Origin of the sequence: Methanospirillum lacunae (genome assembly GCF_003173355.1) — an archaeon.
GTDB lineage: Archaea > Halobacteriota > Methanomicrobia > Methanomicrobiales > Methanospirillaceae > Methanospirillum > Methanospirillum lacunae.
In genome coordinates this window covers 15,204-36,744 of the sequence record NZ_QGMY01000019.1, presented here as the reverse complement: position 1 = coordinate 36,744, position 21,541 = coordinate 15,204, and the positions used below count along the sequence as shown (strand labels likewise).

Below are 21,541 nucleotides of genomic sequence, written 5' to 3'. Positions count from 1 at the left end.
TGTATGTTAGAGATTACATTACACCAGAATAATTATCATAACATGAAAATTTTGCAGAGATCGGGTCTCACATTAGATAGAATCATCTGGCAAACTAAACCCATGCTTATAAGAGTATCATAATCACGAGTCAGCATAAGTTTTTCGAATTTTTCTGATCTATCCGGAAACCTGTCACATCATTGATGATGCAATACTTTGCGATCCCAATAGAAGGGAATGCAGATGAGACTCTTTCAGTCGACATGGAAACAGGAATGGCTCTCATTCCAGATTCTAAATCATCTTCTTTTTTTAACACATTCAATAATCTGCTTTTCGAGATAGAATTTTAAAATCCCCCACAATGTAATACCTTCCGGCCATAATACCGGGTATACTTCTTTGAATCAAAAAAGCAGATCCTTCCAAAAGAACCAGGAACCTCTGCTTACAATCAAAATCAAAAATCTCTCCAAAAGGGTAATTCACTGAAATCACCCGATACCGGAATTACCCGTTCACTCATTAATAATCCTACAATTTCTCCCTTATGTCTGAATTATTTCGGACGAGATATCAGAGCCGTACACTCTCATTTCAGAAGAAGATGAAGATACATACACTTGCCCTTCAATCTTAAGGTTTCATTTAAAATATAAATTAATTATTTTTGTTCATATATTGACAAATATCAGATAAAAGATCGTGACATAAAGACCATAGAAAAAATTTTGGGGAAATCTCACTGTGAATCACACCCTTTTTTAATGTTGAAGTTGTAACTATGATACGGTAATAATGAGAGATAAGGTAATGAGATCAATTTTACTATTATGTATGAGCCTCCTTATCACAGGATTGCTCATACCGGGGACATTAGCAGCAGATAATGCAACTTCATCAGCAAATCAGAGTGGAAATGTTTCAATTGATGACCTGATGGCAAAGAATCCTGAAGCACTTCTCATCTATGCGGGAGCAGGTCTCAAAAAACCGGTTCAGGAGATCGGATCAACATTTACTAATGAGACCGGAATCACGGTAGTATACAATTTCCAGGGATCAGGAGCTCTTTTGAGTCAGATGGATATCACCCATAAAGGAGATGTTTTAATTGCAGGTGGATCTGATGCGTATAAAACAGCAGAAGATAAAGGACTCGTAGGCGAACCACAGTATATTGCATACCATGTGCCAATCGTCGCAGTGCAGAAAGGAAATCCTAAGAACATCACCTCAGTTGAAGACTTTGCAAAGCCAGGTCTCAAGATTGGGCTTGGAGATATAAAAGCAACAGCGATCGGAACTACTGGAGATAAACTTTTCAAGGACCTTGGAATTGCTGACGCTGTGGAAAAGAATGTTGTCGTGAGAACCTCAACCATCAACGAACTCGTCTCTGCTATGAATGCAGGATCTATTGATGTATCACTTCTTACACTGGATCAGATAAGCGACAAGACTATGGACACTATTCCAGTTGAAAATGTCAATGATTATGTCCTCGTTGTAGCAGAAGGGGCCACAACATTCTCCAAACAGCCTGAAAAAGCTCAGAAATTTGTAGATTATGTAGCATCAGACGCAGGGAAAGATTCTTTCAAGAAGTATAAATTCCCGGCATACGGAGACGAGCAATATAAAGACGTTCAGCCCTGAGATCGAAAGGGATAACCAATTTTTCGGATTGATGATACAAATTCCTTTTTCACTTCTCTTTTATCATCCCTGGATTGAATAAGTGAGAAATAGGCACCAGGAACGACAGGAAATCCGGATGAATAAAATATTTTACCCAGTCACAACAATTCTCGCCTTTTTTTCAGGGGGAGTTACTCTTCTTGTACTTGGTGGGCTCTTCACTTTCATCAATGCGGATAGCATCATTCAGACATTCACATCACCCGAGATCAGATATGCAATTCAGCTCTCTCTCATTACTTCGGTCGTATCTACTGTACTGTGTGCACTTGTTGCAATTCCATCCGGATATGTCTTAAGCAGAGGAGGATTTTCCGGTCAGCGTCCCCTCATAATGCTACTCATGCTTCCTCTCTCCCTCCCTCCACTGGTTGCCGGAGTTGCACTTCTTCTCTTTTTTGCCAGAACTCCAATAGGTACAGGGCTTGAAGACCTCGGGATTACAGTTGTGTATACCCAGCTCGGTATCATCGTGGCACAATGGTTTGTCAATCTCCCGTACCTGATTCGGGTCATGAGATCGTCATTTGCCATGATATCACCCAGGTATGAGCATATTGCAAGAACGCTCGGATGTTCTGATTTTCAGGCCTTCTGGCATGTAACTCTTCCATTGGCCCGGGCAGGTCTGATTTCAGGACTTGTAATAACCTGGTCAAAAGCGATGGGAGAATTTGGTGCTGTTCTAATGCTTGCCGGTGCAACACGGATGCACTCTGAAACACTTCCAATTGCCCTGTACCTGAATATGGCTACCGGAGATCTGGATATCGCCATCACCACGGCATGCATTCTCCTTGGAATAGCTGCAGTAACAATGTTCTTCTTTGAACGATTATCAGAAGGGAGTGACCGGATATAATGCTCCGCATTGAAAATGTATCACTTACCCTCGGGGATTTCCAGCTCAAATCTCTCTTTCTGCATATTGAGAATCCGGAATATTGGGTGATAATCGGCCCGTCAGGAGCAGGTAAAACAATCCTTCTTGAGATGATTGCAGGAATTCACAAACCTGCCAGTGGAAGAATACTCTTTGAGGGAAATGACATCACACACGATCAACCCAAAGATCGGAACATTGCCATGATGTACCAGGATCTGATGCTCTTTCCCCATCTGACTGTAAAAGAGAACATTCTTTTCAGCGTAAAGATTCGAAGGGCGTATAATGTAGACACTGAGGCGAAAATTTCAGATCTGATAAGTATCCTTGGTATCGGTCATCTTATGGATCGAAACCCAGATACCCTTTCAGGAGGAGAGGCTCAGCGAATAGCCCTTGCCCGTGCCCTTATCCAAAAACCCCGACTGCTTCTCCTTGATGAACCCCTTTCAGCTCTTGACTCCATGACACGGGAACGGTTAAGGCAGGAGATCAGAAAGATACATGAGCACCTGAAAATCCCAATCATCCACATCACACACCATTTCGAGGATGTGTATGCTCTCGCTGAAAAGGTAGCCATCATGCAGGATGGTACAATCGTGCAGACAGGAAAACCGGAGGATGTCTTTGCTCATCCCTGCACTCCGTATGTTGCCCAGATCTGTGGAACCGAGAATATTTTCCGGGGTGAAGCAATACCGGACGGGACAGGTTCAATCCTGAACCTTGGTGATCTTCAGATCAGAATTTCAGCGCAGCACAGAGGTCCGGTAGTTGCTGTCCTCAGGTCTGAAGATATTATCATCTCAATTCAACCTTTCAAGTCCAGTGCCAGGCATACCCTTCAGGCAACCGTAACTGAACTGATTCCTTCCGGTCCGTTTATCCGGGTTGTACTCGATACCGGGATTCGGATGATCGCCATAGTAACCAGGACAAGTTCTGAGGAACTCTCACTTATGCCCGGAGATGAGGTATTTGTTACCTTTAAAGAGTCAGCACTTCATGTCATTCCAACCGGGGAACAAACCAGCGAAGAGATAATGACAGGAATGATCTGATGGATACAAAAATCACACAAACTATTTAGAATCTTTTTCCAGACACAATAAGGAGACAAAATTATGAATTTATCACGAGAACACGCAAACAAATGGAGAAATGCAGATATCACCTTTCATCCAATCGGAGTTATCCATTCTGAACACACTGAACATGATAATACCCCGATTCAGGGAATTTTTAATCCGTCTGTCGGTTATGTTGAGGTGTTTGAAGAAAATGCCGATGGTCTGAAAGACATTGAATCATTCTCTCATATCTACGTGCTATATTATTTTGACAGGGCAACCGCCAAAAACCTCATACAAAAACCATTCCTTGACGGAGAGAAAGAACGGGGAATCTTTGCAATCCGGCATTTTAATCGACCTAATCCTATAGGCCTTTCAATCATGGAGCTGCTTGGGGTTGATGGAAATATACTCAAAGTGGGTGGGGTTGATGTTCTGGATGGGACTCCGGTCATTGATATCAAACCTTATGTCAAGCAGTTTGATTACCGGGAAGAGGTGAAATCAGGATGGGTCGATTCCAAGCATATGGATGATATTGCAGAATGGAACTGCACGCCAAAGGAACTTCGTAACCGGGATCGAACGACAAAATAAGTATACCTTTTTTACCTGCAAGGGAGATGAAACCATCTCCAATATGATATATATAGAAGGCAGTATTAGATCCGGATTCGATAACCCGGATTTCACCAGTGATCAGATCTCTCTCATGAGCCGTGTATGCCAATTGGGTTGGAACTGAAAAAACAAAAAAGAAGAATATCCCTTTTTTAATTACGCCAGGAGGAGGTTCTTGTTATACGTAAGAACATCAGGAATGGAATTTACCCCGTCAACTGACTTGGGGAAGTTAGTGAAAGTAACCCGATCAGCATTTACTGCGATATCTGTAAGTGCTTCTTCAATCCCTTTTGCCATCTCTCCAGACTGCATGTTCTCAATAACATACATCTTTCCGCCACCGGAGACGAGATCGAGGGCGTAGATTTTGTCCTTGTTTTTCTGGATTGAATCAACTACTTTTGCCGGAGTCTTGTTTCCACCATATGCAAACTCGGGTGCAAAGATATCATAGACCTTTACTCCGAGCCACTTTTCCACCGGAGTCTTCTGCCATGCCATCACAATGGCATTCTTCTTTGAAAGAACATCCTTCTCTTCCGGAGTCAGATTTCCTGCTGCTGAAATGGATTCCTTATACTTAACTGCGTTTTCTGAATAGGTCGTTACATTTTTTGGATCTGCTTCCTTGAGCCAGCCAAGTACGGTGTCGGCAAGAGCATCTGCCGATTCAGGGGTATTCCACTCGGTATCAGGTTTGAGAAGAGTCCACTTCGTCTTTCCATACCCGTTCGAATCCCTGAACTTTTCAATAGCTGCCATGGTTGCCGTGTCCATCGAACTGTTATGTGCAAGGAAAAGATCTGGTGATTTGAGATCATCTGCATGTTTCTGGATCAAATTTGGTAAAATATCTCCCTGCAGGTGAGGGCATACAGTAGGATCTGCGATGTACACGACATGTACATCATTACCTCCTATTTGACTGACTGGATCCCAGAGAACACTTGTCGTTGCCACCACATCAAGAGCAGACACTGCCGGCACTCCAAAAAGAAGTGCAAGAACAGTACATACTAAAATGAACTGCTTCATAGTATTACTGTTTTGTATTGTGTGTTAATATGTTTGACTATTTACTTTTCTTTTTGGTGAAAGTGCCACTGCAGCCACAAAGATGATTGAAAAAAATACAGCAGTCAGCGGTCCAACCGGGAGTGAGTACATAACCCCGGTGTATGCACCAATAACACTGATGATGGCAGCAACAATGGGAGCTGCCAGAAACATCTGCCTTATTGTTCCACAATACTGGTATGCAATCGCTGCAGGAGTCACAAGCCAGACATAAAGAAGCAGACCACCAACGATGGGAAGACAGAGTGCAACCATGATGGCAATCAGAAATAGACAGAGATAATACACTGGTTGCACATGTATCCCGCTGATTTCAGCCATCTTCCGGTGAAATGTAATAGCAGCAATCTCTTTGTTGAAGATAGAAATTATTAGAACGATTCCCAGTGTGATAACGCACAGCCCGTAAATCTCCTCTCTATACAGGGAGATAACGTTGCCGTACAGCAGGGCACTGGCATCAAATCCCCGCCCGGATGATTGCATCATCGAGATAAAGAATATAGCAAGGGCCATCATTGTCCCAAACAGAACACCAAGGGTAGTGTCAGTATGCATTCGGGTCCGGTAACTGAGAGGTCCCATGACTGTTGCTGTTAGAATACTCATCACAATGGCCGAAAGCATCATGGGAAGCCCAAAGAAAACTCCTGCTGCTCCTCCGGCAAATGCAGCATGAGACATTGTAAACCCAATCGAGGAGATGTTCATCTGGGTTATCAGAACGCTCAGGATAGCACAGCCGACTGAGGCAAAGAACATCGCCTCAATTGCATGACAGAGCACATTATTCGGGAATAGAAACTCAAGCATCACCCGGCCACCGGAACCGAACGAATCAGGTTGGCCACGTTATCCGGTTTTGAAACAGTATTCAGAACTAATCTTCCGGTCTGCATAACAATCACCCTGATGTCACGATCAGGAAGGCTGTCAAATGCATGAGAGACCATCATGACCGGTACACCAGAATCGCAGATCCGGCAGAGAATGTCTGAAACCTCATCCCGGGTCCTGATATCCAGGTTACTGTATGGTTCATCGAGGAGAAGCACAGATGGCTTTTTTGCCAGATTGTGGGCGATGAGGACTTTCTGTTGTTGACCTCCAGAAAGTTTTCCGATGAGTTCATCTTTCAAGTGGTCAATTCGCAGGGTTCGCATTGCATCCCTGGCTGCCTCAACATCTTCTTCAGTCTCTCTCCTGAACCATCCGATTTTCCCATACCTTCCCATTCTGACAACTTCCTCCACAGTATACGGAGTAAACGGATGAAAATCAAAGTTCTGAATAACATACCCGATACTGCATCGAGCCCTGGTTGCTTCGTTTAAAACTCCCATTCCGCAGACAGTAACAGATCCCCGGACAATAGGGAGAAGCCCGGTGATAGCTTCAAGAAGAGTTGTCTTGCCTGCCCCGTTTGGACCTCCGATTACCACGAATTCCCCGGCCCTGATATCAAATGAGATATCCCTGATGACCGGGCATTCTGCTCCTTCATAGGTTGTCCAGACGTTTTCCAGGTGAATAAGGCAGTCAGGTTTGCCACAACTCACAGGCCATCAACCTTGAATAATTCCTCATCCTTCAGGTCATAGAGGGATTGGGCATATCGTTCAATGGCCAGTTCATAGTCAGGATCATTCTGATCCAAGGTTTTCAAAGGATGCGGCGTGATTTTTATCTTCTTCTCATCTTTACAAAACGTACCAAACAAACTTTCGGACTTGATTATCTCGATATTTCCTTTCCCAAGTGTACAACCACTTCCGAGTTGAATTCCATCTGCCATACAGGACTGGGGAGTAATTCCATTACAGAAGACTTGTGCCTTGAGCTCAAATGGGTCTGCATTTAATGCATTCAGGGCATATCTTCCCATCCGGTATCCTAACACAATAAAGGGCCCAAGATGTCCGTGAAACCGGGCCAGATCATGTATTGAATAATCGCGGGGAATTTCCATATATTGACAATGGTCATGCCACTTCATAGTAATCAATATCTTTCTAATAATACAAAAATAATATTCATATGCAATTTAGAATACGATTATCAAAATTGTAATTTTCTATATGAAATTGAATAATTTGGATAGTGAACATAAGACGAGGGGCAATATCTTGGACATTGGCATATGATACATAGCGATTCAAATTGCAAAAAGTTGAACATCTAAAAAAGTTATTCTGCATTAACTCAAAACTAACGTGTCAGTATCTCCCTGGTTTCCAGCATCTGACGACATTCACGAGTGGATATACAATACCCATTTCAATAATAAGACACAACACCAGTCATCAACTCCTGATTCATCCTGTTATCAAACGTCACGAGCATTTACATGGATACTACGACAAATACAAGATTGCGTGCAGCCATTGGGGGTCACTTTCTCGTTGACCTGTATTCTCCCATACTCCCCATCATTCTCCCGGCTCTTATCACAAATTTAAACCTTTCATATCTTATGGCAGGGATCATCGTCACGGTTTTTAATGTAACATCCTCGATAATTCAACCGGTATCAGGCCTGTATAGTGACAGAACAAAACGCAGTGTGAGTATCCCGGTTTGTGTCCTATTCTCGTGCCTTGGCATCTCACTGGCTGTACTTACCAGCAATTATTACATCATGCTTGCACTGGTGTCAGGAGCAGCCATTGGCACTGCATTATTCCATCCTGCTGCAATGGACAGTGTGTATCGGCTTAGTCCGCCGCATAAACGCGGATTCTATAATTCAATTTTTACTACGAGTGGGAGCCTAAGTTATTCGATATCCCCCTTTATTGCCGGAATTCTTATCACATATTTCGGGCTTTCCAGCATTACCTGGTTTGCAATTCCCGGAATTATTGGAGCCGCGTGGATTTATGGTATTGAAAAAAGATCTCCGGCAATAACTGAAAGTATAAGCAGTAAATCTGAATCTAAACCAATAGTAGAGCGAAAACAATTCTGGTGGGCTTCAGCAGGTCTTGTAGTCGTTCTCTGCTCTCTCCGGGCATGGGCATACATCGGGATTATCACCTATCTTCCAACACTCCTGATTCTGGGCCATTATGGAATGGACACGGTCACAACATCGCTGATTGTTACCATTATGCTTCTCACAGGGGTTGGAGGACAGGTCGCAGGCGGTATGCTTTCAGATCGCTTCGGACGAAAGAGAATGCTGATACTTGGGTTTGTTTGTGCAATCCCATTCTTCGGAATGATATTTCTCACTCAGGGATGGGCCATGTATGTCGGAATATTCATGTATGCATTCTTTGCCAGTTTCTGTTATGTTACTTCAGTAACTATGGTTCAGGAGTTACTGCCCGGAAGTGTGGGATTTGCATCAGGTCTGACATTAGGATTATGTATGGGTATGGGCGGTATTGGTGCCGCTATCATCGGATGGGCTGCTGACCTTATGGGATCTCTACCACATGCAATGTTTTTGCTAATTATTCCAACGATACTATGTCCGATACTCGCAGTATTTATCAAATACCCGGAAGAAAAACCGATTTCAGTGTGATATTCCATCACATGAAAAATAACTTAAGAGGAGAAGAATCAGGTTATCAATGCCTGATTCTCAGTTGCAGAAATCTCCTGCTATACATTTTTTGACGACGTATAATCCTCCTTTACCTGAGAAATAAACGTTGATTTATCGTATAATCTCCAGGTCCTTTTTGAAAGCCAGAATATCCGATCACACATTGCAGAGATAACGTCAGGATCATGAGAAATGAAAACATACGCAACTCCGGTCTCATTTTGAAGTTCTTTCATGAGGCGTAAAACCTGAGCCTGAACCGAGACATCAAGCATCGAGGTCGGTTCATCAGCAATTATTAATTTAGGTTGGAGAGAGAAAATCCGGGCAAGAACTGCTCGTTGAACTTCACCTCCTGAAAGCTGATGGGGATACCGGGCCAGATGTTCATTGCGAAGTCCTACCCGGTTAATGAGTGGCTGTATGGTATCCATCGCTTCATCAAAACAGATTTTTTTATGGACCATCAGAAGTTCTGTAACGCTTTGTGCCAGAGTCATTTTAGGATTGAGTGAGACTTCTGGATGCTGAAAGATCATCTGGTATGACTGCCTTGATTCTCTCCGTTTTCTTGATGACAAACGGGTAGGATCCAACGAATCAAGAAGAATTGTCCCGGCACTCTGTCTCTCAAGCTGCATGATACATCTACCAAGGGTCGTCTTTCCGCAGCCACTCTCACCAAAAAGACCTATTGATTCTGCTTCTGAAACGGAAAATGAGATGTCAGCAAAAACATCCCCATGACCATACGATTTTGCAATGTTCTTTAACTCGAGAACGGGTGGTGACATCGCACACCTCCATTCATTGTTCCATATACAAATTCAGGGTGCGTTAACCTGCATATGTCAGCACAATACTCACATCTATCCGCAAACGAGCACCCTTCCGGAAGATCTAACAAGCTTGGACTCTGACCTGGAATTGGGATGAGTCCATTTTTTGGAATAGCCTGAATAAGAGCTCTGGTATACGGATGCCTTGGTTCTGCAAAAATCCGCGATACCGGACTAATCTCAACAATTTCCCCTGCATACACAACGGCTATTCGTGCACATAACTGCTCTGCCAGATCAAGATCATGAGTTATCAGGAGTAGTGAAGACTGATTCTGCTTCTGAATGTCAGCGAGAACAGTGGCAGTCATCTCCCGAGCTCGAAAATCGAGTCCTTTTGTAGGTTCATCTGCTATGATAAGCCGGGGATTCTCTGTAATTGCAATGCTTGTTGTCAATCGCTGCCTCATGCCTCCGGAAAGCTGATGAGGAAATTCATCTGCTATTCTGACTGAAGGAACAAGACCCACTGATGATAAGAGGACATGAACCCGGTTTACAATATCAGATCTTTTTTTGAATCTACCAGTTACAATTTCTGATATCTGGTCGCCATTTCGTGCTACCGGATCGAGAGCCCCTGAAGGATTTTGTGGAATAAGCGATATCGAACTCCCACGCAGGGAATGCATCGCAGCCTCTGATAACGTATTGAGGTTTTTTCCATCAAATGATATATCCCCGGTAATCTCTGCAGTGGACGGAAGAAGGCGAATAACTGCCTGACCAATTATTGATTTACCTGAACCGGTTTCGCCGACCAGGCCGAGCACTTCACCGGTATCAAGTGAAAATGATACATCCCGTGAAGCATGAATAATTCCTTCTCCAGTTGAAAACCTGACATTGAGGTCCTGAACGTCAAGCAGGGTCATGAGGGGAGTACCTGCTCTTCATGAACATCAAGAATGTCCCTCAGTCCCTCACCAAAGACATTGAACACCATAACAACTGCGGTGATTGCAAGTCCAGGAACAATAACATTCAGCGGGGCAGTTCGGAGAAACTCTTTCCCTGCTCCGATCATCGATCCCCATTCAGGAATCTCCGGAGGAATGCCAAGACCCAGGAAACTGAGACCTGCTGTTGATAATATTACTGAACCAACCTCAAGAGTCGCAAGAATCAGAACCGGCATAATTGCATTTGGAATCAGATGACGAAGAATAATACGACTGTTAGATAAACCGCCGGTTTTGGCACTCTGGATATATTCGAGGTTTGTAATCGAGAGGACATCGCCCCTCATAAGTCTGGCAAATACTGCCCATTGAGAGAGCGTAAGTGCGAGCACTATGTTCGGAATTCCCGGACCAATAAGACCTAACAGGGCAAGTGAGAAAATAATGCCGGGAAAAGCAAGGAATAAGTCAATACAGCGAGAAAGAGTCTCATCTACAATTCCACCATAGAATGCCGCCATACATCCGATTACAACACCGGCAACAAACGCACATCCTACGGTTGTAAATGCAATAATCAGGGATGTCCGGGTTCCCCAGATAGTTCTGCTAAAGAGATCCCTGCCCAGGTAATCTGTTCCCCATACATGAGTTGAAGAAATTCCCAGATTTTTATTTGGAAGATCAGTTTCATTTGGATCATATGGGGCGATAAACGATGCACATATAGCGATGGCAACTAGAATGAGAATACATCCAAGTGAAATTAAAAATGCAGGCCGTTTGAAAATTTTCCGAACTAGTCGCTGATGTGTATCAATTCCTTTATGCACAGACGGACATTTTTTCACCTTTGGCACTACAACGGCTTGTTCACTCATAACGAATCCTCGGATCTACTACATGGTATAGGAGATCAACTCCCAGATTTACAGAAAGAAAAATGGTCACAATGACAACGATACAGGATGTAACAACCGGAATATCATGAGAAAATACGGCATCTACAAGTAATTTGCCAATACCAGGCCATGCAAAAATATTCTCAATAATCACTGTCCCTGCAAGGAGATGACCAAAGTACAGACCCAGCAGGGTAATAACCGGGATGAGTGCGTTTTTTACTGCATGATTCCAGATGATCTGCCTGAATGAGAGACCTTTGGCAATAGTATACGTGATATACTCCTGTCCCAATGTCTCAAGCATACTTGTTCTGACAATCCTGATGATCACAGCAGTAGGATGAAGTGCGAGAGCCACTGCAGGGAGAATGAGATTTTGAATAGTCCCATACCCGGTCACCGGGAACCAGCCGAGTGTCAGGGAAAAGATAAGAATCAGAATAAGTGCAACCCAGAATGACGGAAATGAGATACTTAAAACAGTTGCGACCCGTATGATGATATCACTTATTTTCCCCTCATGGATTGCAGAATAAATCCCTAGGGGAATTCCAAGACAGATAACCAGAGCCATGCTGGTTCCCGCCAGGATCATGGTCGGTACTATTGCAAGTGATAACAGGCTTGCAACTGGTGTGTCAAAATAGACAAACGATGTTCCAAAATCTCCTTTTAGTACAACTCCACCCAGCCAGTCTCCATACTGTTTCCAAAGAGGGTCAAATAGGTTATACTTTGCAGAAACGTCCTTTATCATCTGCTCTGATACGTCATCTTCAAGGCCTACCAGGGTATGCTTTGCAATTGTCTCAGCAGATCCACCCGGAACAGCATGAAGGAGGAGAAATGCAAGAATCGATGCTGCAAAAATAGTCAGCACCAGAAAAAACAGCCTTTTTGCGATATAATGATGCATAAGAATCACCGGAAAAAAGGAAGAGAAATAGTATTAAATCTCAATTCCTGCTCCCTTACCCGACAGTCATGTTCGCATCCATTCTGAGGTCGTGAGCAGTAGGATCAAACACATATCCTTTTACTGAGTCCTTTTGAGCAATTGTGACACCGTAATCTGCAATCGGAATGCAAATCATCTCGTCATATACCATCGCTTCAAGTGCATTGAACTTAGCATACCGCTCTTTTTTGTCAATGGTCTGCTTGGCATCATCGATGAGGGCATCCAGGGTTGAATTCGAATATTTTCCGCTGTTCGAATACCCATCTGAACGGTACCAGGTCTCAATGACATAGGATGGATCAGGGATCATCGCGATATTTGCAGGAACCATGATAAGATCAAAGTTCATCGCATTCTGGCGATCAGTTGATGCTGCACTTGCCATAACCTCGACTTTAGTATCAATTCCGATCTTTCTCAGTGATGCCCCGATTGTTTCAGCCATTGGTGGAAGACCCGGGCGTTCCTGTGCTGATACAATATCAATGGTGAACGGTTTTCCATCCTTTTCTACAATACCATCCCCGTTGATATCCTCATATCCAGCCTCTTTGAGGAGAGATTTTGCTTTTTCCGGATCATAGGGAAGCACATCAAGGTTCTTGTTTGACCATTCCATCTGTGGGATAAAGATTCCTTTTGCAGGAGCTCCTACTCCATAGAGCACATTGTTGACGATATCTGTTCTGTTAATTGCAAGTGAGATTGCCTGACGGACACGTTTATCCTGGAAAGGAGTCCTGTTAAAGTTTATAGCCATCCGATATACTCTCGGTGTCAGGTAGGTCTTTACATTGATTCCCGGGAGTTCATCAAGCCGTTTGACTTCATTCATCGGAACATCAACCGTGAAATCAACCTCACCCTTTTCAATAGAGAGTGCACGGGCATTTGAATCTGGAATTCCGGTAATAACCATGCCAGATAAGTTTACAGGCCCTTTCCAGTAGTCTGGATTCTTTTTGACAGTAAAGGTCCGTGTCTGTTGATCAAACGAGTCAAAGACCATGGGGCCGGTTCCAATAGGCTTAATAAAATTACCCTGTGCATTCAAGGAGTCAGGATGGATGATTGCCATATTAGGATAATGCAGGGCATGTGGCAGGATCGGATTTGGCTTATTGGTCTCTATCTCAACGGTATGATCATCTATCACCTTGCAGGACTTGAAATCCATAAACTGCCTGTTCTGTGCACTGATGTTTGCAGCCCGGTCGAGCGAGAACTTAACCTCATGAGCCGTCATCGGTTTTCCATTATGGAATTTGACTCCATCTCTGATTGTAAACCGCCAGGTTGTCGGTGAAGTCTGGTTCCATGATGTCGCAAGCAAGGGAACCAACTGGAAGTCCTGAGTGGCACCTACCAGGCTTTCGGTTACAATTGCCTTTTCAGTGATGAATACTCCGTTATTTGCCGGATCATATCCTGTGATGAGCCAGAGTTCTCCAAATTTCAGCAACCTGTCGGTACTGGAACTTGAGGTATTCTGAACAGAGACATTGCTTGAACTGTTTTTATCAGTGCTTGTGCATCCACTCATTAAAACGCCAACAATTAACAGGATAAGTAAAAAACCTGAGAAAATACTCTTAAAATTCATGTGTTTTACCAAATTTTCATTTTTTAGTCTGAAGGATGTAGTAACTTTTACCAGCCGTAATTTTGCGATACCAGGGCATTCGTTCCCGCTGAAGATCGCGAATGTACATCAGATCCCGGAATGTTACTTCAGAAAAACCAGTATTTTCCAGGTATCTTCGCATTGTATCCTGTGATACGCCCCCATTATGAGGGAGAGCCTTCCTCAGGTTTTTGTTATACGTTCGACGATGTGAATCACTATTTTCAAAAATGGATGTCAAAAACTCACTCAAACAGCGTTTACATTGAGTGGAAAACCGTTTGTCATCCCACACACCATCGATGATGAGCAGAGTGCCACCTTTCTTTAAAACCCTGCTCCATTCGTACAATGCCACTTCGGGATGGGGAAGTGTCCAGAGCAGATGACGATTAACGATCAGATCAAACGATTCATCAGGATACGGAAGATTCTCTGCATCTCCCTTTTTCAGATCAATTGCAAGATTGTCTCTTATGGCCTTCATACGGGCCTGGTTCATCATTGCTTCTGACAAATCAACTCCACTGACGTCATATCCCATCCTGGCATACAAAAGACCCATCGCCCCGGTTCCACAACCAACATCAAGTACTTTTAATGGGGGCTTTGGGATTTCATGTCGTAACTCATTCATCCAGGCTTCTTCTTCGGATTTGGTTCCGATTTGGTGCCCAGGACATGAATCATACATTCCAGAGGTGCTATCCCAACTTTCAGTGATAGCTGCCTTGATTTCTTCATTATCCATACTTAGTATACCAACCAGCAATATTACATTATTTCATACGAATTTTTAATTCTTGCTATTTTGTTTTTCGTACTGCTCTCATCTTTTTCTTCAAAGAATTCAAGAATTAATAATATTAGAGAATTGTATAAAGATTTAGATGTAAGAAGTACAGCAGAAACTCAAAGCCCAATTTTAAATGGATTGATGAATAGGATGTAGATGATAGAAATAAGTAATAACTATTTTTTATTTCGTATTATGAAGAATTGAATTATCAGGATCAATCAGACGAGAATATTGAACGCACAATTGTGAGGCATACTCGTGATGATGCTTACAGGTACACGCCGGGCATTGCCAGTATCAATAGCGCTCCATAAGATCTATAGAGACGTAATTCTTAGAAAAAGAATCCAATATAACGCTCAAAATCCAGTTCTAACAGAATGTCCGGATGTTGGCTATAAGAATACGGAGCGGAGCTGCCCACAGATCTGGCATGAAAAATCCAGCGATGTCTGGAGCAGTCACATCCTTACACTACTCATAAACCGGTTTCAACCAACCATACATTTTCCCATATAATCAAATTTAAAGAATAACCTAATCCATTTGTGATTAAAAAATATCTATAACGCAAAAATTGTTTTTGATCAAAATAAATAGTATTGAGACAAATAATTTGATGTAAAGTTCTGAAAATTTTATCTGGAGTTTGTATCATGCATATTATGGAAGGTTTCCTACCCTGGCAATGGTGTCTGGTATGGTGGATTATTGCCATTCCATTCCTTGTACTGGGAGTAATTCAGCTGCGTTCAATGATCAAAAAAGACCGGGATAATCTGCCTCTTCTCGGTGTCTGCGGGGCATTTATTTTCATATTATCTGCCCTGAAACTTCCTTCAGTAACAGGAAGTTGTTCACATCCGACCGGAACCGGACTTTCTACCATGTGCTTTGGTGTCTTTATCACTTCAGTCATCGGTGCAATTGTTCTCCTGTTCCAGGCACTTTTCCTTGCACATGGAGGGCTCTCAACAATGGGTGCCAACATGGTCTCAATGGCTATCGGTGGCCCGGTTGTCGGATATGCCCTCTACAAAATCCTCAAAGACACGTCGGTCAACATCTATGTCACGGTCTTTCTCGTCTCTGCTGTTGCTGATATGGTGACGTATATTATTACTTCACTAGAACTTGCACTTGCATATCCTGCCGCAGTCGGCGGAGTTGCAGCTTCATTTGGAGCATTCTTTAGTATCTTTGCAGTTACCCAGATCCCACTTTCAATCGTTGAAGGATGTGTCCTGGCACTTGTATTCAAATACATTGTAGCACTAAAACCTGAGATCCTTCTCAAGCTGAATGTGTTCTCAGAAGAGCAAATTTCACGTGCAGGGGCACAGGAATATTCAACCTCAAAAACAGAGGCATGACCATGATATCTAATTATAAACTGGAGATAATTACTGTCCTAGCCATCCTTGGATTTATTGCAATATTCGTTTCAGTAAGTTCCGGGGGGGATCATGAGTTCAGCGGGTCAGATGATGTTGGATCAGAGAAGATCTCAGAACTCACCGGTCAATCAGTTGAATCATTTAAACCATTGATCCCCCAGTATGAGCCACCATCAGGAGAGATTGAGGCAACCCTCTTCGCACTTCAGTGTGCCTTTGGAGCATTAATTCTGGGAATTATCTTTGGATACTGGCTTGGTCAGAGAAAAAAATCCCCACTCAACTGATTGTAATGATAGAAGCAAACCTGGATTCTATAGCCCAGAAAAGTGCGTTCAGGCATATCAATCCAGGTACAAAACTTCTTTTAGCACTCGGATCACTTATCCTCTGTCTCATATCGCCTTCTCCGGTTGTTCCTCTGTTCTCAGGAGTTGCCCTCAGTCTCCTGCTTCTCGGTCCCGGGAAGTTATCTCCGCTCTTTTATGGTAAACTGCTGCTTGGCCCGGCTGCTTTTGTGGGAATGAGCATAGTAGTTCTCCTGTTTATGCTCGGAGGTGGCACAGCCGTATGGCAGACACAGGTATGGTGGCTGAACCTCTCAATCACAACCGGTGCTATCAGAGAGAGTATCATAATTCTCTGCCGGGTATTTGGATGTTCAATATCACTCTTTTTTATCACACTCACAACACCGATGACTGACCTCTTTAACGGAATGAAAAAAGCCAGGATACCAATTGAACTCGTGGATATGATGATGATCATGTACCGGTTTATCTTCATCATCTATGATCAGGCTGTAGAGATCTGGCAGGCACAGGTGATGCGGCTTGGGTACAGCAGGCCAAAAGAGGCAATTCATTCATTTGCCATGCTCAGTGGAATGCTGTTTATATCAAGCTGGACTGCAGGAGAAGACCTCATTCATGCAATGGACTGCCGGTGTTATTCCGGGGTCTTTCCTTCTCTTGATCAGACTGAACCGGTAAAAATTCCATCATTTCTTCTGGTAGTGGTGTACCTTTCAGGCCTTTGCGGGATACTTGCATTGACCCTGACCACAACGGTGTTTCCATGAATATAATACTCGAAGCTCGCGATGTCAGATACCGGTATCCCGGAGGGTCTGAAGTAATAAAAGGGATCAGTTTTCACGTCCGCAAAGGTGAGAAGATTGCACTCGTTGGTCCGAATGGAGCAGGGAAGTCAACACTTCTCCAGATGTTCAACGGAATGGTCAGACCCGTTTCCGGTGTGATGCTGGTAGGCAATGAACCAATACAGTATGATTCTGCATCACTTCGGATGATACGCAAAAAAGTCGGGTATGTGCTTCAGAATTCAGACCGGCAGATTATTGCCCCGACTGTGTACCAGGATGTAGCCTTTGGTCCGGCAAACCTGGGCTATGATGAGGAGAAGATTAGGGAGAAAGTAACTCATGCTCTCCAGCACGTAGGACTTGAGGGGTTTGAGCGGCGTCCGCCTCACCATTTGTCAGGTGGTGAGAAGAAACGGGTAGCCATAGCAGGCATTCTTGCAATGGACCCAGATGTTCTGGTCTTTGATGAACCCACAAGTGACCTCGATCCTGCAGGCTCTGAGGATCTCATGGAACTTCTGGATGAGTTAAACCAGGAGGGAAAAACCGTTGTTATCTCTACTCATGATGTAGAACTGGCATATCCCTGGGCAGATCGGGCAATTCTTATGCTTGATGGAAGGATTCTCCAGGAGGATGTGCCAGAGATAGCATTTGGGAATCAGAAAAATGTCAGGAAGGCTCATCTCTCAATGCCCATGATTCTTGAACTCTCACAGGAACTAGAGCGAAGAGGCTTCATTGAACCAGGCAAAAAACCACGAAGCATTCTTGATATCATTCACAGTATCCAGAAAGTTGCCACTGATTCACAGCAGTGCAAAAAACTCGGAACCATAACGGTATGCAATGTTGACAGATCTGATGATGTATCCATAAGAACATGGCTGGAATCCAGGGAGATCATTGCTATTGGTGCGATGGGTACAAGGGCTAAGCAACGTGCTGCAACAGAACACCTGACACTGGAATTCACGTATGGAGTGATTGATAAATGCATATTACGTGCATTACGAGGCAAGGATTCACTTATCCTCACGACTACCAGAATGGTTGACCGGGTCAGCCAAAGGGTAGATTCCTACTGCCAGGAGAGTAGTGTATCCATACAGGTTCTTCAACTACAGGGTTCTGAGCCGGATCCGCAGACAGTACGTTCAGAGCAGGCAGTATCCAAGGCAGATAACTCCAAGATGTAAGGAACCGTTCACATATTCCGGCGGATTATTAAAAAAACTCCGCATTCTTTTTTTTAGCCGAGAACGGAATGTTGCAAGGGGATACAATAACAGGATGACGGGAATCCCAGGTCTATCAGTATGCCAAAGATCTTTTCAGAAACTCAGTAATACCAGAGAGTTGCAGGTGAAATGAATTACTCCCAAAGGGGCCCACAAGAATCAGAACCATATTGGAGTTAGATCAGGAGTCTTATTTCTGCATGAGCGTACCATGGAATTTGATAGGAATGATTGCCAGTACATGATATACCGAATCCCGCAGAAAGAAACCACAGGTGATAGGGACTTATAATTCCAAAAAGGGCTTATCTCCCAGGATTATATATGAAAAGTTCACCTTCGTATCACCATCTATCAATGAAAAGATTTAGAAATTCAATATCCATCCAAAATTACAATCTGATTTAATAAATATATCTGAAATAGGCATAGATTTAGGGGGTTAAACGCGCAACATTTTGATTATATAAAAATGGATGAAGTAATTATTTTTTTGGGGGGTTGCATGATATCCTCGGAGATATCGGAATAAGCCATGATAGAAATTCATAAATTGTACTGCCAGTTCATTATCTCAACCGGTTAGATTTAAAGTCAACATTTTACTCTGATTTTGATATTAAGAGAGATTAATGGCAATATCAAATCGGCGCACATATATAGGATAATGTCGGAGGAGTTGTTTGACGGCCATCTTCAGGAAAGATGCATGTCGAAGCCAGAATTCAAATTTACAAATTCTGCACGCGATTGATAATACATCATCGAGTCTTGATAGTTCGACATCATGCTGAGCAATCATAGATCAGGAAGATCTAGGTTAAGAGTGCCATAAGAGAGAATCGGGGGAAAAATGATATCTTTTCAAAAGCAGTCACTGGTGAACAAACTTAAGATCCAGATTGTTATTACAATCTTATTTGCACTCGTCCTTGGTAGTGCTGGCATTTATGGGACATATGCTATGAATGAAATGGTTCATAAAATGTTTTCAGACCAACTTGAACCACTCATGCAGACCAGTAAAGCAGACATTTTTTTCATGGAATACTCCTATTCTGTCGTAGATTATGTGTGTCAGACAGATAAGGCAAAGATGGCTGTAATATCTGAAAAACTCACAGATCATGAAAAGAAGATGATGGAACAGGTTGACCAGTTCAGAAAAACGGACCTGTCATCAGAAGATCTGTCAATCATAAACAAATTTGACTCAAACTGGAAAGAATATAAAACTTCTGCAAAAGAGGTGATGGCTCTTGCATCGGAGGGAAAGCATGAAGATGCAACAAATTTGCTGGATACTGAAACGAAGCAGTTAATGGATGAAGTGAATACAGTCCTTGACAGCCTCATAGAAATAAACGAGAAGGACGCAAAAGCTGAATATGCAGAATCCCAGGATCTGTACTCAATTATCAGGAATCTTTCTATCCTCATCTTAGTGATTACTGTTATCCTGATTTGCCTGATCTTCTATCTCGTCAGTTCAAGACTGAATCAGCAACTTACCCTCCTATTCAAGGGTATGGGAGAGATCGGGAAGGGTAACCTGGAATACCGGATACAGATGGATGGGGATGATGAATTAGCCCGGGTTTCAAAAACTTTTGACGATATGACAGTAGTCATCAACGGAGTCAGTAATGACATCCAGAATATTGCCGATGAAGCAGGGAATGGAAACCTCTCCAGACGGATTAATACCGGTGATTACAGGGGCGATTTCCTTGGGATGATCTCAAGAATCAATGAACTTATTGATGCAATTGTAAAGCCCCTGCACGAAGCCATGAAACTTGCCGACTCGTATGCCTCATCTAATTTTACACCCAGGTTCGATGACTCGATACAAGTCAAAGGAGAATTTCTGACCTTTAAAGATGCAATGAACCAGGTTGGTATCCAGTGTTCTCTGGCAATACGAGGAGTTAAAACTGAAATTGAAGCGTTAACATCAGGGATGGAAGAGACTGCCGCAAGTATGGAGGAGATTGCAGGCAGTGTAAGTGTTGTTGCCGATGGTGCAGTAAATGTGAGTTCATACTCAAACCAGAGTCGTGATGGAGTAAAACAAAGTCTGGTGGCACTGGATGAGTTATCAAAAATAGTTGCTACCATCGCTTCTAAATCAGAGATGGCATCGACGACTGCCATGAAGACTGTTGAACTTTCTGCCCGCGGAAAGACGCTCGCAAACCAGGCTGACAAGAATATGTCAGAGATCATGAAGTCAGTATCAACAACTGAAGCAATGGTCAACGATATCAGCGAACAGATGGAGGAAATCGGAAAGATCGTATTCCTTATCTCACGGATAGCTGATCAGACAAGTCTGCTGGCCCTCAACGCTGCAATAGAAGCAGCCCGGGCAGGAGAAGCCGGACTCGGATTTGCAGTCGTAGCTGATGAAGTAAAGGATCTTGCCCAGGATTCCCAGGACTCAACTGAAGATATTGCCGAGATCATAGGAAACCTCCAGAAAAGAATTACTGAAGTTACTGAAGCGATGAAGAAGTCAACACAGGAGGTATATACTGGCAATGAGGCAGTTTCTGAAACCCTTGTCCTATTCAACCAGATCGCCTCTGAGATAGATGATATAAATCAGCAGATGAGTGATATTGCCGGAGGGACAGAAGAGCAGGCAGCTGCTACCCAGGAGATCACGGCGAGTGTTCATGAACTGGGAACTCTGATTGAAAAAACATCAGATGAAGCAGCAGGATCTGCAGCGTCTACTGAAGAAGTTTCAGGTGCAGTCAGTCAGGTTAATAAAGTTGTTAATGACGGGGCATTGGCAATTCAGAGAATCTCTAATGAGATGAACAAGTTCATCGTCTGATGCGGGTCAGGACAAAAGGAG

Annotated in this window: 20 protein-coding genes; 10 read left to right on the top strand and 10 right to left on the bottom strand. The window is 43.3% G+C overall.

Annotated elements, in window-relative coordinates; all coding sequences use genetic code 11:
* Nucleotides 1–795 precede the first annotated feature (795 nt).
* The 4 genes from modA (at nt 796) to tsaA (ending at nt 4,242) form a co-directional block, all read left to right on the top strand.
* Nucleotides 796–1,641 carry a molybdate ABC transporter substrate-binding protein gene (gene modA, locus DK846_RS17070; RefSeq protein WP_245926602.1) on the top strand — a complete coding sequence of 282 codons (846 nt, stop codon included), beginning with the start codon at nt 796–798 and terminating at the stop codon, nt 1,639–1,641.
* A 118-nt stretch (nt 1,642–1,759) separates the two neighbouring features.
* On the top strand, nt 1,760–2,545 hold the full coding sequence (locus DK846_RS17065; RefSeq protein ID WP_109970212.1) for an ABC transporter permease: 786 nt from the start codon (nt 1,760–1,762) through the stop codon (nt 2,543–2,545).
* Nucleotides 2,545–3,633: an ABC transporter ATP-binding protein gene (locus DK846_RS17060; protein ID WP_109970211.1), complete on the top strand. Its 1,089-nt coding sequence runs from the start codon at nt 2,545–2,547 to the stop codon at nt 3,631–3,633. The genes DK846_RS17065 and DK846_RS17060 overlap by 1 nt, the downstream gene beginning before the upstream one ends.
* Nucleotides 3,634–3,696: 63 nt before the next feature.
* Entirely contained in the window at nt 3,697–4,242 is a 546-nt protein-coding gene (tsaA, locus tag DK846_RS17055) for a tRNA (N6-threonylcarbamoyladenosine(37)-N6)-methyltransferase TrmO (protein WP_109970210.1), read from the top strand.
* Between the two features lie 180 nt (nt 4,243–4,422).
* Here tsaA and DK846_RS17050 read toward each other — a convergent pair whose 3' ends face one another.
* From DK846_RS17050 to DK846_RS17035, 4 genes are read right to left on the bottom strand one after another with little or no spacing between them, the layout of a single operon-like run.
* The gene (locus tag DK846_RS17050) at nt 4,423–5,304 is read right to left on the bottom strand and encodes a metal ABC transporter substrate-binding protein (RefSeq protein ID WP_109970209.1); all 882 of its coding nucleotides are present in this window, start codon (nt 5,302–5,304) and stop codon (nt 4,423–4,425) included.
* Nucleotides 5,305–5,328: 24 nt separating this feature from the next.
* The gene (locus DK846_RS17045; protein ID WP_109970208.1) at nt 5,329–6,159 is read right to left on the bottom strand and encodes a metal ABC transporter permease; all 831 of its coding nucleotides are present in this window, start codon (nt 6,157–6,159) and stop codon (nt 5,329–5,331) included.
* Nucleotides 6,159–6,905: a metal ABC transporter ATP-binding protein gene (locus tag DK846_RS17040; protein ID WP_109970207.1), complete on the bottom strand. Its 747-nt coding sequence runs from the start codon at nt 6,903–6,905 to the stop codon at nt 6,159–6,161. Before DK846_RS17040 ends, DK846_RS17045 begins: the two co-directional genes overlap by 1 nt.
* Entirely contained in the window at nt 6,902–7,315 is a 414-nt protein-coding gene (locus tag DK846_RS17035) for a formylmethanofuran dehydrogenase subunit E family protein (RefSeq protein WP_245926601.1), read from the bottom strand. Before DK846_RS17035 ends, DK846_RS17040 begins: the two co-directional genes overlap by 4 nt.
* A 378-nt stretch (nt 7,316–7,693) precedes the next feature.
* Here DK846_RS17035 and DK846_RS17030 point away from each other — a divergent pair, with 378 nt between their 5' ends.
* The gene (locus DK846_RS17030) at nt 7,694–8,878 is read left to right on the top strand and encodes an MFS transporter (RefSeq protein ID WP_109970205.1); all 1,185 of its coding nucleotides are present in this window, start codon (nt 7,694–7,696) and stop codon (nt 8,876–8,878) included.
* 80 nt (nt 8,879–8,958) lie between these two features.
* Here DK846_RS17030 and DK846_RS17025 read toward each other — a convergent pair whose 3' ends face one another.
* The 6 genes from DK846_RS17025 to DK846_RS17000 form a co-directional block, all read right to left on the bottom strand.
* Nucleotides 8,959–9,696, bottom strand: a complete 738-nt coding sequence (locus tag DK846_RS17025; RefSeq protein ID WP_109970204.1) for an ABC transporter ATP-binding protein — start codon at nt 9,694–9,696, stop codon at nt 8,959–8,961.
* A complete protein-coding gene (locus DK846_RS17020; RefSeq protein ID WP_109970203.1) occupies nt 9,672–10,616 on the bottom strand; it encodes an ABC transporter ATP-binding protein in 945 nt (314 codons plus the stop codon). The genes DK846_RS17025 and DK846_RS17020 overlap by 25 nt, the downstream gene beginning before the upstream one ends.
* Entirely contained in the window at nt 10,613–11,524 is a 912-nt protein-coding gene (locus tag DK846_RS17015) for an ABC transporter permease (protein ID WP_109970202.1), read from the bottom strand. Before DK846_RS17015 ends, DK846_RS17020 begins: the two co-directional genes overlap by 4 nt.
* On the bottom strand, nt 11,517–12,464 hold the full coding sequence (locus DK846_RS17010) for an ABC transporter permease (RefSeq protein WP_109970201.1): 948 nt from the start codon (nt 12,462–12,464) through the stop codon (nt 11,517–11,519). The genes DK846_RS17015 and DK846_RS17010 overlap by 8 nt, the downstream gene beginning before the upstream one ends.
* 55 nt (nt 12,465–12,519) lie before the next feature.
* On the bottom strand, nt 12,520–14,052 hold the full coding sequence (locus DK846_RS17005; protein WP_245926600.1) for an ABC transporter substrate-binding protein: 1,533 nt from the start codon (nt 14,050–14,052) through the stop codon (nt 12,520–12,522).
* A 76-nt stretch (nt 14,053–14,128) separates the two neighbouring features.
* A complete protein-coding gene (locus DK846_RS17000; protein WP_109970199.1) occupies nt 14,129–14,884 on the bottom strand; it encodes a class I SAM-dependent methyltransferase in 756 nt (251 codons plus the stop codon).
* 704 nt (nt 14,885–15,588) lie between these two features.
* On the opposite strand from DK846_RS17000, the gene DK846_RS16995 reads away from it, so the two are divergent.
* The 5 genes from DK846_RS16995 to DK846_RS16975 all read left to right on the top strand — a co-directional run bounded on the left by DK846_RS16995 (nt 15,589) and on the right by DK846_RS16975 (nt 21,520).
* The gene (locus tag DK846_RS16995) at nt 15,589–16,305 is read left to right on the top strand and encodes an energy-coupling factor ABC transporter permease (RefSeq protein WP_109970198.1); all 717 of its coding nucleotides are present in this window, start codon (nt 15,589–15,591) and stop codon (nt 16,303–16,305) included.
* Nucleotides 16,306–16,307: 2 nt separating this feature from the next.
* Nucleotides 16,308–16,616, top strand: coding sequence for an energy-coupling factor ABC transporter substrate-binding protein (locus DK846_RS16990; protein WP_109970228.1), 309 nt, complete (start codon nt 16,308–16,310; stop codon nt 16,614–16,616).
* Nucleotides 16,617–16,621: 5 nt separating this feature from the next.
* Nucleotides 16,622–17,410 carry a cobalt ECF transporter T component CbiQ gene (gene cbiQ, locus DK846_RS16985; RefSeq protein WP_109970197.1) on the top strand — a complete coding sequence of 263 codons (789 nt, stop codon included), beginning with the start codon at nt 16,622–16,624 and terminating at the stop codon, nt 17,408–17,410.
* Nucleotides 17,407–18,633 carry an energy-coupling factor ABC transporter ATP-binding protein gene (locus DK846_RS16980; protein ID WP_109970196.1) on the top strand — a complete coding sequence of 409 codons (1,227 nt, stop codon included), beginning with the start codon at nt 17,407–17,409 and terminating at the stop codon, nt 18,631–18,633. Before cbiQ ends, DK846_RS16980 begins: the two co-directional genes overlap by 4 nt.
* Nucleotides 18,634–19,528: 895 nt before the next feature.
* Nucleotides 19,529–21,520: a HAMP domain-containing methyl-accepting chemotaxis protein gene (locus DK846_RS16975; RefSeq protein WP_109970195.1), complete on the top strand. Its 1,992-nt coding sequence runs from the start codon at nt 19,529–19,531 to the stop codon at nt 21,518–21,520.
* Nucleotides 21,521–21,541: the final 21 nt, after the last annotated feature.

Coding starts and splice junctions, on each gene's coding strand:
- modA (WP_245926602.1), top strand. CDS start 796: ATGAGATCAATTTTACTATTATGTATGAGCCTCCTTATCACAGGATTG.
- DK846_RS17065 (WP_109970212.1), top strand. CDS start 1,760: ATGAATAAAATATTTTACCCAGTCACAACAATTCTCGCCTTTTTTTCA.
- DK846_RS17060 (WP_109970211.1), top strand. CDS start 2,545: ATGCTCCGCATTGAAAATGTATCACTTACCCTCGGGGATTTCCAGCTC.
- tsaA (WP_109970210.1), top strand. CDS start 3,697: ATGAATTTATCACGAGAACACGCAAACAAATGGAGAAATGCAGATATC.
- DK846_RS17050 (WP_109970209.1), bottom strand. CDS start 5,304: ATGAAGCAGTTCATTTTAGTATGTACTGTTCTTGCACTTCTTTTTGGA.
- DK846_RS17045 (WP_109970208.1), bottom strand. CDS start 6,159: ATGCTTGAGTTTCTATTCCCGAATAATGTGCTCTGTCATGCAATTGAG.
- DK846_RS17035 (WP_245926601.1), bottom strand. CDS start 7,315: ATGGAAATTCCCCGCGATTATTCAATACATGATCTGGCCCGGTTTCAC.
- DK846_RS17030 (WP_109970205.1), top strand. CDS start 7,694: ATGGATACTACGACAAATACAAGATTGCGTGCAGCCATTGGGGGTCAC.
- DK846_RS17025 (WP_109970204.1), bottom strand. CDS start 9,696: ATGTCACCACCCGTTCTCGAGTTAAAGAACATTGCAAAATCGTATGGT.
- DK846_RS17020 (WP_109970203.1), bottom strand. CDS start 10,616: ATGACCCTGCTTGACGTTCAGGACCTCAATGTCAGGTTTTCAACTGGA.
- DK846_RS17015 (WP_109970202.1), bottom strand. CDS start 11,524: ATGAGTGAACAAGCCGTTGTAGTGCCAAAGGTGAAAAAATGTCCGTCT.
- DK846_RS17010 (WP_109970201.1), bottom strand. CDS start 12,464: ATGCATCATTATATCGCAAAAAGGCTGTTTTTTCTGGTGCTGACTATT.
- DK846_RS17005 (WP_245926600.1), bottom strand. CDS start 14,052: ATGAGTGGATGCACAAGCACTGATAAAAACAGTTCAAGCAATGTCTCT.
- DK846_RS17000 (WP_109970199.1), bottom strand. CDS start 14,884: ATGGATAATGAAGAAATCAAGGCAGCTATCACTGAAAGTTGGGATAGC.
- DK846_RS16995 (WP_109970198.1), top strand. CDS start 15,589: ATGCATATTATGGAAGGTTTCCTACCCTGGCAATGGTGTCTGGTATGG.
- DK846_RS16990 (WP_109970228.1), top strand. CDS start 16,308: ATGATATCTAATTATAAACTGGAGATAATTACTGTCCTAGCCATCCTT.
- cbiQ (WP_109970197.1), top strand. CDS start 16,622: ATGATAGAAGCAAACCTGGATTCTATAGCCCAGAAAAGTGCGTTCAGG.
- DK846_RS16980 (WP_109970196.1), top strand. CDS start 17,407: ATGAATATAATACTCGAAGCTCGCGATGTCAGATACCGGTATCCCGGA.
- DK846_RS16975 (WP_109970195.1), top strand. CDS start 19,529: ATGATATCTTTTCAAAAGCAGTCACTGGTGAACAAACTTAAGATCCAG.